13 protein-coding genes are annotated in these 14,548 nt (G+C 69.6%); 5 read left to right on the top strand and 8 right to left on the bottom strand.

The window, feature by feature from the left end; all coding sequences use genetic code 11:
• Positions 1-33: 33 nt before the first annotated feature.
• Together ABD401_RS01360 and ABD401_RS01355 are read right to left on the bottom strand one after the other, a co-directional pair.
• Entirely contained in the window at positions 34-1,152 is a 1,119-nt protein-coding gene (locus tag ABD401_RS01360) for a multicopper oxidase family protein (protein ID WP_344600779.1), read from the bottom strand.
• 94 nt (positions 1,153-1,246) lie between these two features.
• Positions 1,247-3,574: a copper oxidase gene (locus ABD401_RS01355; protein WP_344600777.1), complete on the bottom strand. Its 2,328-nt coding sequence runs from the start codon at positions 3,572-3,574 to the stop codon at positions 1,247-1,249.
• 429 nt (positions 3,575-4,003) lie between these two features.
• Here ABD401_RS01355 and ABD401_RS01350 point away from each other — a divergent pair, with 429 nt between their 5' ends.
• On the top strand, positions 4,004-4,465 hold the full coding sequence (locus tag ABD401_RS01350; protein WP_344600775.1) for an MmpS family transport accessory protein: 462 nt from the start codon (positions 4,004-4,006) through the stop codon (positions 4,463-4,465).
• Between the two features lie 89 nt (positions 4,466-4,554).
• Entirely contained in the window at positions 4,555-5,427 is an 873-nt protein-coding gene (locus ABD401_RS01345; RefSeq protein ID WP_344600773.1) for a helix-turn-helix transcriptional regulator, read from the top strand.
• Positions 5,428-5,614: 187 nt separating this feature from the next.
• Here the strand turns inward: ABD401_RS01345 and ABD401_RS01340 are convergent, their stop codons facing one another.
• The 6 genes from ABD401_RS01340 to ABD401_RS01315 all read right to left on the bottom strand — a co-directional run bounded on the left by ABD401_RS01340 (position 5,615) and on the right by ABD401_RS01315 (position 11,802).
• Positions 5,615-6,760 carry an acyl-CoA dehydrogenase family protein gene (locus ABD401_RS01340; RefSeq protein ID WP_344600771.1) on the bottom strand — a complete coding sequence of 382 codons (1,146 nt, stop codon included), beginning with the start codon at positions 6,758-6,760 and terminating at the stop codon, positions 5,615-5,617.
• A gap of 124 nt (positions 6,761-6,884) precedes the next feature.
• Positions 6,885-8,147 carry an ABC transporter substrate-binding protein gene (locus ABD401_RS01335; protein WP_344600769.1) on the bottom strand — a complete coding sequence of 421 codons (1,263 nt, stop codon included), beginning with the start codon at positions 8,145-8,147 and terminating at the stop codon, positions 6,885-6,887.
• 5 nt (positions 8,148-8,152) lie between these two features.
• On the bottom strand, positions 8,153-9,340 hold the full coding sequence (locus ABD401_RS01330; RefSeq protein ID WP_344600767.1) for a branched-chain amino acid ABC transporter permease: 1,188 nt from the start codon (positions 9,338-9,340) through the stop codon (positions 8,153-8,155).
• Entirely contained in the window at positions 9,333-10,211 is an 879-nt protein-coding gene (locus ABD401_RS01325) for a branched-chain amino acid ABC transporter permease (RefSeq protein ID WP_344600765.1), read from the bottom strand. The genes ABD401_RS01330 and ABD401_RS01325 overlap by 8 nt, the downstream gene beginning before the upstream one ends.
• A 3-nt stretch (positions 10,212-10,214) precedes the next feature.
• Positions 10,215-10,985: an ABC transporter ATP-binding protein gene (locus ABD401_RS01320; RefSeq protein WP_344600763.1), complete on the bottom strand. Its 771-nt coding sequence runs from the start codon at positions 10,983-10,985 to the stop codon at positions 10,215-10,217.
• A gap of 1 nt (position 10,986) precedes the next feature.
• The gene (locus ABD401_RS01315; protein WP_344601121.1) at positions 10,987-11,802 is read right to left on the bottom strand and encodes an ABC transporter ATP-binding protein; all 816 of its coding nucleotides are present in this window, start codon (positions 11,800-11,802) and stop codon (positions 10,987-10,989) included.
• 186 nt (positions 11,803-11,988) lie between these two features.
• Here ABD401_RS01315 and xseA point away from each other — a divergent pair, with 186 nt between their 5' ends.
• The 3 genes from xseA to glpX are packed head-to-tail and all read left to right on the top strand — an operon-like array spanning position 11,989 to position 14,490.
• Positions 11,989-13,215 (top strand): exodeoxyribonuclease VII large subunit, encoded by a 1,227-nt coding sequence (gene xseA, locus ABD401_RS01310; protein WP_344600761.1) that lies wholly within the window; start codon positions 11,989-11,991, stop codon positions 13,213-13,215.
• A gap of 10 nt (positions 13,216-13,225) precedes the next feature.
• Positions 13,226-13,474, top strand: coding sequence for an exodeoxyribonuclease VII small subunit (locus ABD401_RS01305; RefSeq protein WP_344600758.1), 249 nt, complete (start codon positions 13,226-13,228; stop codon positions 13,472-13,474).
• Positions 13,474-14,490 carry a class II fructose-bisphosphatase gene (gene glpX / locus ABD401_RS01300; RefSeq protein ID WP_344600756.1) on the top strand — a complete coding sequence of 339 codons (1,017 nt, stop codon included), beginning with the start codon at positions 13,474-13,476 and terminating at the stop codon, positions 14,488-14,490. The genes ABD401_RS01305 and glpX overlap by 1 nt, the downstream gene beginning before the upstream one ends.
• Positions 14,491-14,548: the final 58 nt, after the last annotated feature.

The following is a 14,548-nucleotide window of genomic DNA, read 5'->3' as shown; positions in this document are numbered from 1 at the left end:
CAAGGGCGGATGATCTCCGCGGGGCACGAACCATCAGTGACCCGGTTCGAAATCGATCCGTCCGACCGGCTTCGCTGCCGCGGTGTCCCCGACACCCGGGACGTGAGGAACCGTCACGGGGTTCGCCTCCGCGACGTCGAACAGCGTCGCCATGCCGGTCATGCCGGCAGCCGTCTCGGAGTGGCTGAAGATGTGGCAGTGCATCATCCACGCGCCGGTGCGCGTCGGGACCCACAGCAGGTCGTAGGTCTGCCCCACGCCGAGCACGACGGTGTCGGCCTTGTAGGGCAACGGCAGCTTGTTGCCGTCCTGCGCCACGACCTCGAAGAACCCGAGGTGCAGGTGGATCGAGTGGATGAACTCCGGGCCGGCACCGATGATCCGGATGCGCACGCGCTCACCCACACGGGCGGCGAGTCGCTTGGTCTCCGGGAACGCCTTGCCGTTGATGACGAAGCCGAGCGCCCCGTCGGAGAAGATCATCGTGTAGTCGCGGTCCGAGGCGATGTCGCCGACCGCCGGGACGACGTAGAGGCCGCCGAAGACGCCACGGCCCTCCTGGTCGCCGTGCATGTGCGAGTGGTACCAGTGCGTCCCGGCGCTGATCGCCGTCCACTCGTAGACGTGCTCCTTGCCCGGGTGGATGACTCCCTGGGTGATGCCCGGCACGCCGTCCTGCTCGTTCGGCAGGTCCATGCCGTGCCAGTGGATCGAGGAGCCCTCCTTCATCTTGTTGATGACGATGATCTTGAGCTTGTCCCCCTGGTTGACCCGGATCGTCGGGGCGGGGATCGAGCCGTTCACCGACAGGCCGTCCTTGACCAGACCCTCGGCGGTGCGCTGCTTCTTGGGGGCGAGAACGAGGCGGAAGACCTTCTGGTCCCCGATGAGCTCCCACGGCGCGAGCGTCGTCCCGTCACCGAGGTCGACCGCCTCCTGCGAGGTCTGCGGCGCGACCGGAGCCGCCGGAGCCGCATCGGGTGCGGACACCGCCGACTGTGCGACGGTGGCCCGGCCGTGGTCGGACTCGGGGACGAAGCGCGCCAGGGCCGGCAACGTGCCCAGCGCGACGAGCACGAGCGCGGTGCTCAGTGCGGTCGACGAGCGCCGGCGGGGGCGGGTGTGGCGGCCTCGAGCGTGGTGGTTCGACATGCAATCCCTTTCCGGGGGGAGAAAGGCCGGAGCCGGGGGGCGCGGAACGCGCCCCCCGGTCCGGGTGGTCAGTGCGTTACGACCTGACGGTCAGTCAGCACTTGCTCTTGTACTTGACGGGGTTCCGCTGCTTGCAGGTGAGCTGCTTGTTGGTCGCGTTCTTGGGAACGCGCTGCACCCAGCCCTCGTAAGCGAGCGGGACCGGCAGGACGCCCTGGCCACCGAAGCCGTTGAACTCGGAAACCGTGTCGTCCATCTGCGTCGCAGAGGTGGAGTCCGCCAGGAGCGTTCCCACCACCGCCGCGTCGGCCGGGCTGCCGTCACCGTTCGGGTCGATGTCGATGACATCGATGACGTTCGCGAACTTGCTGGTGACGTAGCCGTAGTAGCCGCCGCCCTTCTTGGCGCCGAAGTTCACGCCGTGGCAGCCCGCGTGGCAGGGCAGCCAGGCCACGATCTTGTCCGTCTTCGGGTCGAGGATCGTGAGGTTCGACGTCAGGGTGTTGGCGTTGATGATGCCGGAGTTGTCCGGCGCCACCGCGATCTGGATACCGAGGCCACCCCAGTTGCCGGCCGGGCCGCTGTAGGGGTCGTACTCCTCCCAGAGGTCGATCTTCTTGTAGTCGACCTTGCTGCCGTCGTCCGCGATGCACGCCGCCTTGGTGTGCGAGATGCAGCTGATGGACGCACCGAGGAAGTCAGCCATGTACGACTTGGTGCCGGTCGGGTTCATGCCCGTGGCGATCGGGAACTCACCGGTCTGCTTGTGGACGAAGGTGCCCTTCTTGATGTCCACGAGCGAGGCGTTGTACAGGTTGACGTTCGGCGTGGCCATCCACTTGGCGTCACCGGACATCCAGTGCGCGTGCGGGTGGGCAACCAGCTCGTCCGGCGACCCCACGGGGAGACGACGGTCGATGCGCGTGCCGCCCGGGGCGATCTCCATGACCGCGCCACCGCCGCCGAGGGCCACGTGCAGCTGGTCGGTGTCGGTCCGGCTCATGACGTGCGTCGGGCCGGGGCCGACCTCGATCCGGCGGATCAGCTTGCCGGTCGCCTTGTCGAAGACGTCGAGCATGTTGCTGAACCACTCGGTTTGGTACAGGTACTTCTCGTTCTTGTCGGTCCACATGTTGTGCGGGTTGTTCATGTTGATCTCAGGAGCAGCGATCTTGCGATCGATGGTCCAGGTCTCCGCGTTCAACAGCGTGGCCGCGCCGGACTTGGTCTTGCCGGCGTACCTCTCCATCTGCGTGTCGAACCAGACCTCGCCGACACCCGGGGTGGCCGGCTTGGTGCCCGCCTTCTTGAGGGTGCTCGGGAGCGAGAACAGGTCCTTCATGTAGGTCTCGAGCATGACCAGCTGCGGGGAGCCCGACGAGTCGAACGTCAGCAGCGGGGCCGGCGCGAAGCCCGGGTCCCAGATGGTGGCCTCGGCGTCGCTGTAGTGCTGCCAGTTGCCCGGGTTGGTGATCACGAAGAACTTCTGGACGAGCTGCCAGACGATGTTCGCGTAGGACGGCACGTTCATGCCGCGGGACTTGATGTGGAGCTTGTTGCCGAAGTCGACACCCGGGGTCAGCGGGTCGTCGACCGCGACGGCGCCGAGCATGTACGGGTGCACCTTGCAGGCGAACGCGTACAGGCCGGGCTGGGTGAGCTCGACGGTGCGGTCACCGATCCAGGCACCCGCCTGGTCGAACGGCATACCTGAGGCGCCGTCAGGCCAGATGATGGCCGAAGCCATGTGAGCCGTGTCGGTGTTCTCCGCCCCGACGTTGAAGTTGATGGTCACCGGGAGGAGGGCCGCGTCGGCGGCGCGGATCCCCTTGGTGAGGTTCATCAGCTTCGAACCCGCCGGGCTCTTCATCATGTCGAGGGGCTTGTCGGCCGGGGCCGCGGAGGCCTCGGCGACGAACTCCTTGATCAGGACGTCGAGCTCGCCGAGCCGCGCGTCGTTGGCGGGCAGGAGCTGCGCCGCCGTCTTGCGCACGGTGTCGAGGTTGAGCAGCTTGGTCACGTCGACGCCCAGGTCGGCGTAGGTGGGCGAGTTCGCCCCGTCCGCCCGGACGCTGTGGACCTGCTCCGCCATGTCGAGGTTCATGACCTCGGCGAGGTCCGCGCCCGAGAGCGCGCCCTTGCCGATGACGCTGGCGGTGTTGCCGACGATGTCGCCGACCGAGTTACCGAGCACACCTGCCGGGTTGAGGGTGGGCATCTCCGCGACCGCGAGCGACTGCGTGCCGAAGATGTCCGTTCCGGTGTCGAACCACTTGCCCTGGTCGTCCCGCAGCGTGAACAACGCCGGCTGGGGACCGAAGGCAACCGGAGGAGCCGCCACGGGCGCGGCCGCGGGCGCGGCGGCGACCGGGGACTCGTCCGTCGAGGCGACCGCGCCGGGCGCGACACCAATCATGGTCATGGCCAGAGCCGCTGACACGGCTACCGACCGTCCCACTCCCGGCCGACCCGCAAGGGTCAGCAAGGAAGGGACTTTGCGCCTGCCTGCTGAGCGCATTCGTTGTCTCCTTCATGTGGACCGGCGCTGCGTAACCCGCCGTTGGGCTCCGAGGTCCGGGGGTGCTTCTGCGACAAGCTCAGGTGCATCCGGGGTGGCGGGCATTTCTTCCGAAGGCGCTGTGCTGTCCCGATTACGGCGGTTTGCGGTTTCCTGAGAGCGCGCTATGCGTTACGCGCAGATCAATTGGGATTCGCCGGGAACCGATCGCACCGTGAGTGCGACGCAACGCGGGAAACGTGCTCACTCGGAGATCTGCCGTTAATCCGGGCGAATCGATCCCGACTCAACCCGCTCGCACGATGGAGCTCCCCCGCCCGGAAGGACTCCGACGTGACGCTCACTCAGACTTCACCGCCGCGCCGACGCCTCGCGCTCGTCGGCGGCGTTGTCGTGGCGCTGGTCATCGTGCTCGGCGCCGGACTGGCCTATTTCTCCGGCGACGACGGGCCGCAGCATCCCGTCGTCCGTACCGACCCGGTGAACCACGAGGTGCTGTACGAGGTCACCGGCACGGCCGCGGCCACGGCACCCGTCGTGACCTGGGTGGTCGGCGAGCGCAACGCCACCGAGCAGGCGGTCAACGTCCCGCTGCCGTGGAAGAGCTCGGTCACGCTCCCGGTCGGGCCGTCCGGCGGCTACGCGGCCGTCGAGGTCCGCAGCGCGGAGACCGGCGCCGGGTCGCTGTCGTGCCGGATGTTCGTCGACGGCGTCCAGGTCGCCCAGCAGGTGTCCACCGACGGGTTCGCCGGCGTCGCCTGCTCGCACCGCATCCCGCCGGAGTACGTGAAGTAGCGGACACGTCAAGTAACAGTGTGACTACCCAGCGGGTTCGTTCCCACCCCGTGCTTGTTACCTTGTGACGCGCATCGCACAATGCCCGGATGCAATCCACGGCCGTATCCACGAGGGGGACCCTCCACACCGAGGTCCCCACGCTGGCGGCGTACCTGTACGAGCTCAAGCAGGTCACAGGCGCCGAGATCACCTTCGGCGGCACGCGTGCCGGTGAAGGTTCCCCCGCCGTTCTCAGCACGTTCGTCGGCACCAAGACCGAGGCACTGCGCGGCGTCCAGGTCGAGCTGGGCCGTGGCCTCGGGGGCAAGGCCATGGCGGTCGGGCGCCCGATCCACGTGCGCGACTACAGCACCGCACGCGGCATCACGCACGACTACGACGCGGCGGTGAAGAAGGAAGGGCTGCACGCGATCCTCGCGGTGCCGATCCTCAGCCGCGCGGGCGCGTCCGGCGTCATCTACGCGGGCCTGCGCCGCCCGGAGCTGATCAGCGAGCGCATGATGGACCGCGCCGTCGCCGTCGCGCGGCGTATGGAGTACGAGGCCGCGGTCACCGCCGAGGTCAACCGGCGCCTCGCCGAGCTCACGTCCGCGATGCAGGCCCCGGCCCCGGGCGCCGACCAGCGCCTTCGCGACGTCCACGCCGAGCTCGGGCTGATCCGCAGCACGGCCACCGGCACGACCCGCCAGCTCATCGACGACCTCATGCACCGCCTCGCGGGCACCCTCCGCACGTCCGGGCAGGAGGAAGAGGCCGACCGCGTCGTCACCCTCACCCCCCGCGAACTGGACGTCATCACCCAGGTCGCGATCGGCTGCTCCAACGCCGAGGCCGGCGAGCGTCTCGGTGTCGGCGAGTCGACGGTGAAGTCCTACCTCCACGCCGCGATGCGCAAGCTCGGCGCCCGCAACCGCGTCGAGGCCGTCACCGCCGCCCGTCGCGCCGGCCTCATCCCCTGACCCGCCCCGACCTGAGCGCTGCCTGAAAAGGGTGACACCCCCTACTGCGCAGTAACCGCAAAGGGTGACACCCCTTACTGCGCAGTAACCGCAAAGGGTGACACCCCTTACTGCGGAGTAAGGGGTGTCACCCTTTTTTGACGACGCCGGCGGGGCGTCAGCGGGAGTCAGCGGGAGTCAGCGGGAGTCAGCGGGAGGCGGACAGGCCGCGGGAGATGACCAGGCGCTGGATCTGGTTCGTCCCCTCGAAGATCTGCATGATCTTGGCCTCGCGCATGTAGCGCTCGACCGGGAAGTCGCGGGTGTAGCCGTAGCCACCGAAGACCTGGACGGCGTCGGTGGTCACCTTCATCGCGGCGTCGGTGCAGACGAGCTTCGCGACGGAGGCGGCGCGGCTGTACGGCCGACCGGCGTCGCGGCGCCGGGCGGCGTCGAGGTAGGTCGCGCGGGCGGAGTCGACGGCGGCGGCCATGTCGGCGAGCAGGAACCCGAGGCCCTGGTGGTCGACGATCTTGCGCCCGAACGTCGTGCGCTCGTTCGCGTACGCGACGGCGGCGTCAAGCGCGGCCTGGGCGAGCCCGGTCGCGCAGGCGGCGATGCCGAGGCGCCCGGCGTCGAGGGCGGAGAACGCGATCTCGAGGCCCTGACCCTCGGCGCCGATCAGCCGGTCCGCCTCGAGGTCGACGCCGTCGTAGAAGGCGGTCGTGGTCGGGACGGCGTGCAGGCCCATCTTCTCCTCGGGCTTGCCGAAGGAGAGGCCCTCGGCCTGGCCCGGCCCGACGAAGCAGGAGATGCCGCGCGAGCCCTCGCCGGTGCGGGCGAACAGCGCGTAGTAGTCGGCGACGCCGCCGTGGGTGATCCACGCCTTCGTGCCGGTGACGCGGAAGCCGGTCTCGGTCTTCTCGGCCTTGCAGATCAGCGCCGCGGCGTCGGAGCCCGCCTGCGGCTCGGAGAGGCTGTAGCCGCCGATGAGCTTGCCGGCGCACATGTCCGGCAGCCACCGCTCCTGCTGGGCGGGCGTGCCGAACTTGAAGACGGGGTGGATCGAGAGCGCCTGGACGCTGGTGGCGACCGCTACGGCGGCCCAGCGGGCGGCGAGCTCCTCCAGCACCTGGAGGTAGACCTCGTACGGCTGGCCGCCGCCGCCCCACTCCTCCGGGTACGGCAGGCCCAGCAGCCCGACCTCGGCCATCTTGGCGAACAAGCCGTCGGGGTAGGTCTCGTTCTTCTCGCAGGCCTCGACCCGCGAGGCGAGCTCGTTGTCCGCGAAGTCGCGGGTCAGCGCGATCAGGTCGCGCGCCTCTTCCGTCGGGAGCAAACGGTCCACAGCCATGCCGCGACGATAACCGCTGCCGGCGCGGGGCCGGAAACGACCGATGGCCGCCACCCCCGATCGGGGGAGACGGCCACCGGTGCTGCGGTTCGAGCCAGGAGCTCAGCTCAGCCGCGGGCTGGGATCACATGCCCTCGTGCGGAGCCTTGTAGGTCTTGGCGTCCTTGCCGACCTTGAGGCCCTGAACCTGCTTCAGACCACCCTTGGTGCCCTTGTCGACCTGCGCGATGTAGACGTCACGCGAGGACGGCGAGCCGGGCTTCGAGAAGTCGAGGTCGGAGACCAGCTTGTCGGTGGTGATGTTGTCGCTGGCCTTGAGCGCGGCGTTGATGCCCTCGCGGCTCAGGTCCTTGGATTCGCAGGCCTTGTTGAGGATCTGACCCCAGATCAGGCCCTGCGCGTAGCCGTACTGCACGGTGAAGCTCGGCTTGATGTCCGGGTTCGCTTCCTCGAACGCCTTGGCCAGCTCCTTGGCCTTGGGCAGCGGCGAGGTGTACGGGACGGCCGAGGCGACGACGTACAGCTTGCTCAGCGCGTTCGCCGCCGGGGTGTCGAGCAGGGCCGGCGCGAAGACCGGGCCGTTGCCGACCATCGGGACGTTGAGGCCGAGGCCGACGTTGTTGGTGGCGGCGGACGCCGTCTGCGCCGGCGAGGTGGTCAGCGCGATGGCCTTGACGCCCTCACCCTTGAACTTGGTGACGATCGCCTTCATGTCGGTGTCGGTCGAGGTGACCTTGGCCTCGGAGAGCTTGATGCCGTTCTCCTTGGCGAAGTGCTTGGCACCGGCGAGACCGTTACCGCCGTACTCGCCCTCCTGGTAGATGTGCCCGATCGTGTCGCCCTTCTTGATGTCACCCTTCTCGAGCAGGTAGTCGAGGCCGTTGATCATCTCGAGGTCGTACGTGGTGCCGACGATGATCACGTAGGGCTGGTCAAGCAGCTCGGAGCTCCAGGACACCGCCATGGTGGTGACCTGCTTGTCGTTGATGTCGGTCTTCAGCGCGGCGATGACCGGCGAGCCGAGCAGCTCCATGAAGCCCGCGACCTTGGGCTCGAGGTCGGGGAACTGGATGGTGGCCGTGTCGGCCTTGTAGCCGTGGTCGAGCGTCTCGAGCTTGATCTGCCGGTTGCAGATGCCGCCCTTGCCGTTGACCTCGTCCACCCACATCTTGTGGCCGGCCTGCAGCGTGGTGCTGAAGTCCTTGAACGGACCGGTCAGGTCCGTCATGACGCCCAGGGTGATGGTGTCGTCGGTGATGCCGGGGCCACCCTTGACGCCGTCGGCACCAGTCCCACCGGAGGAGGCTTCGTCGTCGTCACCACCGCAGGCGGCGAGGGCGAGAGCCCCGGCCAGGAACAGAGCAGGAACCTTCAGGGATCTGCGCATCGAGTTCAGCTTCCTTTCGGGGACAGGAGCGTGGAACCAAGCTGCGTTCGGGCGAACGTCATCTTCAGCCGACGCCCGAGGGCCGCGAGCCCGCCGGGCTCGAAGAGGACGACCAGGATGATCGCAGCCCCGTAGACGAAAGCGGTGAAGATCGTGGGGGTGATCGCGTGCGCGCCGGAGGTGCCGAACATCTCCGAGCCGCCGATCGTCAGGGTGAGCATGCCGGGCAGGCCGAAGACGAGTGCGGCGCCGGCGATGGCGCCGCCCACCGACCCGAGGCCGCCGATCAGGATCATCGCGAGGAACGCGATCGCGACGACGATGCTGTAGGTGCCGGCGAACTCGCTCTCGTCCGGCTTCAGCAGGCGGTACCACATGACCGTCATGACGCCGGCCAGACCGGCGTACGCCGAGGAGATCGCGAAGACCTCGGCCCGGACCCGCTTGACGTTCACCCCGAGCGCGGACGCCGCGGACTCGCTGTCGCGGATCGCGCGCCAGGCCCGGCCGGGCCGACCGCGCACGGCGCCCTGCGCGAGCAGGTACGCGATCAGCAGGATCAGGGCGAAGACGAGATAGACGCGGTGCTCACGCTGGAACTCGGTGCCGAAGATGGTGATCTCGGGCTCGGCCTTCAGCGTGTGCAGGCCGAAGAGGTTGAGGTCCGGGGAGGGGCGACCGCGCGCGGTGCCGCCGGACAGGGAGCTCCACTGCTGACCCAGGTACAACGCGACGTAGACCAACGCCAGCGTCGCGACACCGAGATAGACCCCTCGGACGCGGCTGGACACCGGAGCGAACGCCAGCCCCAGGGCGGCGGTGACCGCGATGGCCCCGAACAGCGCGAGCAGCGAGGGCAGACCGAACCCGACCCGTCCGGGTGCGTCCTCGCTGCCGAGCACGCAGTACGTGGTGCCGCCGACGAACATGAAGAACGGGTGCGCCAGCGAGAGCTGCCCCGCCTGCCCGGTCAGCAGGGTGAGGCCGATGGCGCCGACCGCGCCGATCATCACGTACTGGCCGACACGCAGCCAGGAGGGCTCGAAGTAGAACGGGGGCGTCAGCACGAGGATCGCGATGACGAGGCGCACGCCCCAGCGGAACATCGTGGCCCGGTCCAGGCCCCCACCGCCGGAGCCGCGGTGGGACGCGGACTCCGCCGGCGGATCCGCGGTCAGGGTCTCGTCAGACACGCGTTCGCTCCCGGGTTCCGAAGATGCCGCTCGGCGCGACGATGAGGACCGCGAGCATCACGATGTACACGGCCACCTTGGAAAACTCGAACGAGATGTACTGAGCGGAGAGCGCCTCGGTCAGACCGACGATCGCGCCACCGAGGATCGCGCCGCCGGTGGAGTCGAGGCCGCCGATGATCGCGGCCGGGAACGCGACCAGCGCGATCGCGTGGGTGCTGCGGGACAGACCGGAACCGGAGAAGTCCTGCGTGGCGAGGAACAGCACGGCGACGCCGGCGAGCACGCCCGCGATCACCCAGGCGGTCCCGGTCACCCGGCCGCGGCGAATGCCCATCAGGGCGGCCGCCTCGCGGTTCTCGGCCTGGGCGCGCATCGCCACACCCCAGCCCGTGTAGCGGAAGGCCAGGAAGAACAGCGTCACGAGCACCGCGCCGACCGCGAGCGCGATCAGGTGCGTGCGGAAGAAGGTGACCTCGCCGACGTGCACCGGCTTGCCGTCGTAGGGCGACCCGAGGAACGGGATGTCGAGCCCGATCCGGCGGATGATCTCCTCCGTCAGGATCACGTCGACGCCGATGGTGAGCAGCGCCAGCGCGATCGGGTCGGCCAGCGGGCGCCGGGCCACCAGCACCCGTTCGATGAACAGCGCGCCCAGGCCGGCCGTCGCCACACCGAGGATCGCCGAGAGCACGAAGCCGAGGTCCTCCTGCGTGCGGAACGCGACGTAGCCGCCGAGCAGCACGAAGGACCCGTGGGCGAAGTTCAGCACACCGCTGGCCTTGAAGATGATCACGAAGCCGAGCGCGAGCAGTGCGTAGACCGCGCCCTTGCCGAGGCCGTTGACGACGACCTGGATGAAGGTCTCCATCAGCTAGTCCTGCTCTCCCAGGTAGGCCCGGATGACCTCCGGGTCGTTGCGCACCTCGGCGGGCGTGCCGTCCGCGACGACCTTCCCGAAGTCGAGGACCGTGATGCGGTCGGCGACGCCCATGACGAGCGTCATGTCGTGCTCGACGAGGAGGATCGAGATGTCGAGGGCCTCACGGACCACCTTGATCAGCTCGGCGACCTCGGCGGTCTCGCCGGCGTTCATGCCGGCGGCCGGCTCGTCGAGCAGCAGCACCTCGGGTTCGGTGGCGAGCGCGCGGGCGATGTCCACCCGCTTCGCGTCGCCGTAGGACAGGCCACCCACCGGGGCGTGGAGCAGCCGCTCGATGCCGAGGAACTCGCAGATCTCGACCGCGCGGGCGGTGTGCTTGCGTTGCTCCGCCACCATCGCCGGCCAGCGCACGCCGGACGCGAGGAACCCGCCCCGGGTGCGGCTGTGCCGCGCGAGCATGACGTTGTCGAGCACCGTCGAGTGCATCGACAGCGCGAGGTTCTGGAACGACCGGCCGAGGCCGCGGGTCGCGAGCTGGTGCGGCCGCAGACCGGTGACGTCGTTGCCGTTGACCCGGACGACGCCGGAGTCGGCGCGGTAGACGCCGGAGATCACGTTGAAGCACGTCGACTTGCCGGCGCCGTTCGGGCCGATCAGCGCATGGATGGTGCCGGGCGCCACGGAGAACGAGACCTGGTCGAGCGCCTTGACGCCGCCGAAGCTGAGCGCGACGTTCTCGACCGCGAGCGCGGAGGTGGCCATGTCAGCCCTGCCACTTCGACAGCGTCCGGCGGGCGACGGGGGTCCGCGGGGCCGCAGCCTCCCCATCTGACTGCGCGTCACTCTCGTGACTGTCGCCGTGGCCGCCGAGGTAGAGCGCGGCGAGCTCGGGCGAGTCCTTGACGTCGGCCGCGGTGCCGGTCAGCGCGAGGCGGCCGACCTCCAGCACGACGACGTTCTGCGCGACCTTGAGGGCCATCGCAGCGTTCTGCTCGACGAGCAGGACGGCGGTGCCGGCCGCGTTGATCTCGGAGATGATCTCGCCGATCAGCGTGATCATCTTCGGGGCGAGGCCGAGGGAGGGTTCGTCGAGCAGCAGCAGCTTCGGGCTCGACATGAGCGCGCGGCCCATCGCGAGCATCTGCTGCTCACCGCCGGAGAGCAGGCCCGCCCGCTGGGTGCGGCGTTCGAGGAGCCGGGGGAACAGTTCGTAGACGCGGTCCCGCGCCGGTCCGCGCTTGTCCTTGGGCACGATCAGCGCACCGGCGCGGAGGTTCTCCTCCACGGTCATCGTGCCGAAGATCTGCCGGTTCTCGGGCACCTGGACGACGCCGGCCGCCACGATCTCGGCGGGGTCGAGCCGGGTGATGTCCCGCCCTTCGAGCGAGACCTTCCCCTGCGCGACCTTGCCGCGGTGCAACGGGAGCGTGCCGGAGATCGCGCGCAGCAGCGTCGACTTCCCGGCCCCGTTGGCACCCAGGACAGCCGTCACCGACCCCTCGGGCACGTCGACGTCGACATCGGCAAGGCCCTGGATGGTTCGGCCGTAACGGACTGTGAGGTCCGACACCTGGAGCAACACGTGGCACATCCTTGCGCCCCGCCCACCGGAGTCACAACGGCCGCGCCGGTCCAACCCCCCAAAAGTTGGCGTGGTCGCAACCGGACCGTGATGTAAGACCAAGATCATTGCTCTGACCGGCGCAAATGCCCCGGATTGCGCGGGATAACAGGTCGGCAACGACCCCCGCCTTAGGCTGTTCGGGTGCCCCTGGAAACCACCGCGGAGAAGCCCGTCCCGGTGCGGACCGTCGCCCACCTGATCGGGCAGTGGATCGCCAAGCTGGGCCGGGTCTGGGTCGAGGGCCAGGTGACCCAGGTGGTCCGCCGCCCCGGGGCGTCGACGATCTTCGTCACTCTCCGCGACCCCATCGCGGACGTCAGCCTCCAGGTCACGTGCTCCCGGGCGCTGTTCGACGACGTCGTCCCGCCGGTCGAGGACGGCTCCCGGATCGTCGTGTTCGGCCGCCCGAACTTCTACGTCCCGCGCGGGTCGGTGTCGTTCGCGGCCGAGGCGATCCGCACCGTCGGGCTCGGCGAACTGCTGGCCCGCCTCGAGCACCTGCGCCGTGTCCTGGCCGCCGAGGGCCTGTTCGACGCCCGCCGCAAGCGTCCGCTGCCGTTCCTGCCCCACCGGGTGGGCCTGATCTGCGGCCGGGCGAGCGCCGCCGAGCGGGACGTCCTGGAGAACGCGCGGCGCCGGTGGCCCGCCGTGGAGTTCGACGTCCGGGAGGTCGCCGTCCAGGGCCCGTACGCGGTGTCGGAGATCCTCGGCGCGCTCTCGGCACTCGACGTCGACCCCGAGATCGACGTCATCGTGCTCGCGCGCGGCGGGGGTTCGGTCGAGGACCTGCTGCCGTTCTCCGACGAGACGCTGGTGCGGGCGGTCGCGTCCGCCCGGACCCCGGTGGTCGCCGCGATCGGCCACGAGCAGGACAACCCGCTGGTCGACTTCGTCGCCGACGTCCGCGCCTCGACACCGACCGACGCCGCCAAGCTCGTCGTCCCCGACGTCGGCGAGCAGCAGGCGCTGATCGACGGACTGGCCCGCCGCGCGTTCCGGGCCGTGGACTCCCGGCTCCACCGTGAGCAGGCGATCGTCGCCGGGCTGTGCAGCCGGCCGGTGCTCGCCGACCCCGCCGCGGGCCTGCGCCGGCACGGCCAACAGGTCGACGACCTGCGCGATCGCGCCCGCCGCTGCCTGCGCCACCTGCTCGACCGGGCGAGCGACGACCTGCAGCACCGCTCCGAGCGGGTGCGGGCCCTCTCCCCCGCCGCGACGCTGGAGCGTGGGTACGCGATCGTCCAGCGCGCGGACGGCAGCGTCCTGCGGGATCCCGCCGAGGCCACGGCCGGTGAGGCCCTGGCGCTCCGCCTGGCCGGTGGCACGCTCGCCGCGACCGCCGCGCCCGAGAGTTCCGCCGCTCACTAGGGTTCTTGTCATGGCGGCCAAGAAGGATCCTGCGCCGGAACCGGGGTACGAACCCGGTGCCGAACTTGGGTACGAGCAGGCCCGGGACGCCCTGACCGAGATCGTCGCCAGGCTCGAAGCGGGCAATCTGACGCTCGAGGAGTCCCTGGCGCTGTGGGAGCGCGGCGAGCAGTTGGCCGCGGTCTGCCGGGACCGCCTGGACGGGGCGCGCGCCCGACTCGACGCCGCGATCGCGAAGACTGCCGAGGAGGACCAGTAATGAGGGACATCCCCAGCGACCTGCAGGTCGGTGCCGAGTCGCCGGACCGGAACCTGGCCCTGGAGTTGGTGCGAGTCACCGAGGCGGCCGCGATGGCGGCCGGCCGCTGGGTCGGCCGTGGCGACAAGAACGGCGCGGACGGCGTCGCCGTCAACGCCATGCGCCAGCTCATCGGCACCGTCTCGATGAACGGCGTCGTGGTCATCGGCGAGGGCGAGAAGGACGAGGCGCCCATGCTGTTCAACGGCGAGAAGGTCGGCGACGGCTCGGGTCCGGAGTGCGACGTCGCCGTCGACCCCATCGACGGCACCCGCCTGACCGCGATGGGCATGAACAACGCGCTCTCGGTCCTCGCCGTCGCCGAGCGCGGGACGATGTACGACCCGTCCGCGGTCTTCTACATGGACAAGCTCGTCACCGGTCCCGAGGCGGCCGACCTGGTCGACATCCGGCTCCCGGTCGCGCAGAACATCCGCCTGGTCGCGAAGGCGAAGAACTCCGACGTCCACGACGTCACGGTCGTCCTCCTCGACCGCGAGCGGCACCAGAAGCTGGCCGCGGAGATCCGCGAGACCGGCGCCCGCATCAAGTTCCTCACCGACGGCGACGTCGCCGGCGCGATCATGGCCGCCACCGAGGGCACCGGCGTCGACCTGCTCATGGGCGTCGGCGGCACGCCGGAGGGGATCATCGCGGCCTGCGCGATCAAGTGCATCGGCGGCATGATCCAGGGCCGCCTGTGGCCGACCGACGACGACGAGCGGCAGAAGGCGATCGACGCGGGCCTCGACCTCGACGCGGTCCTCACGACCAACGACCTGGTCCGCGGCGACAACTGCTTCTTCGTCGCGACCGGCATCACCGACGGCGAGCTGCTGCGCGGCGTCCGGTACCGCGCGGGTTCGGCGATGACGCACTCGCTGGTCATGCGCTCGAAGTCCGGGACGATCCGGAAGATCGAGAGCACCCACCTGCTGTCGAAGCTGCGGAACTACTCGCTGGTCGACTTCGACTAGGACTCTCCTGAACAAAGCCGTTCTCGCGGTCTATTCGGAGCGCGGGCGACGCGCCGGG

Origin of the sequence: Sporichthya brevicatena (genome assembly GCF_039525035.1) — a bacterium.
GTDB lineage: Bacteria > Actinomycetota > Actinomycetes > Sporichthyales > Sporichthyaceae > Sporichthya > Sporichthya brevicatena.
The sequence above is the reverse complement of the archived record's forward strand: the minus strand, read 5'-3'. Positions and strand labels throughout refer to the sequence as shown.

Bases quoted from the DNA above. Each gene is read 5' to 3' on its own strand.
- ABD401_RS01345 (WP_344600773.1), top strand. From the start codon at position 4,555: ATGCAATCCACGGCCGTATCCACGAGGGGGACCCTCCACACCGAGGTC.
- glpX (WP_344600756.1), top strand. From the start codon at position 13,474: ATGAGGGACATCCCCAGCGACCTGCAGGTCGGTGCCGAGTCGCCGGAC.
- ABD401_RS01355 (WP_344600777.1), bottom strand. From the start codon at position 3,574: ATGACCATGATTGGTGTCGCGCCCGGCGCGGTCGCCTCGACGGACGAG.
- ABD401_RS01305 (WP_344600758.1), top strand. From the start codon at position 13,226: ATGGCGGCCAAGAAGGATCCTGCGCCGGAACCGGGGTACGAACCCGGT.
- ABD401_RS01320 (WP_344600763.1), bottom strand. From the start codon at position 10,985: ATGGCCACCTCCGCGCTCGCGGTCGAGAACGTCGCGCTCAGCTTCGGC.
- ABD401_RS01335 (WP_344600769.1), bottom strand. From the start codon at position 8,147: ATGCGCAGATCCCTGAAGGTTCCTGCTCTGTTCCTGGCCGGGGCTCTC.
- ABD401_RS01325 (WP_344600765.1), bottom strand. From the start codon at position 10,211: ATGGAGACCTTCATCCAGGTCGTCGTCAACGGCCTCGGCAAGGGCGCG.
- ABD401_RS01340 (WP_344600771.1), bottom strand. From the start codon at position 6,760: ATGGCTGTGGACCGTTTGCTCCCGACGGAAGAGGCGCGCGACCTGATC.
- ABD401_RS01360 (WP_344600779.1), bottom strand. From the start codon at position 1,152: ATGTCGAACCACCACGCTCGAGGCCGCCACACCCGCCCCCGCCGGCGC.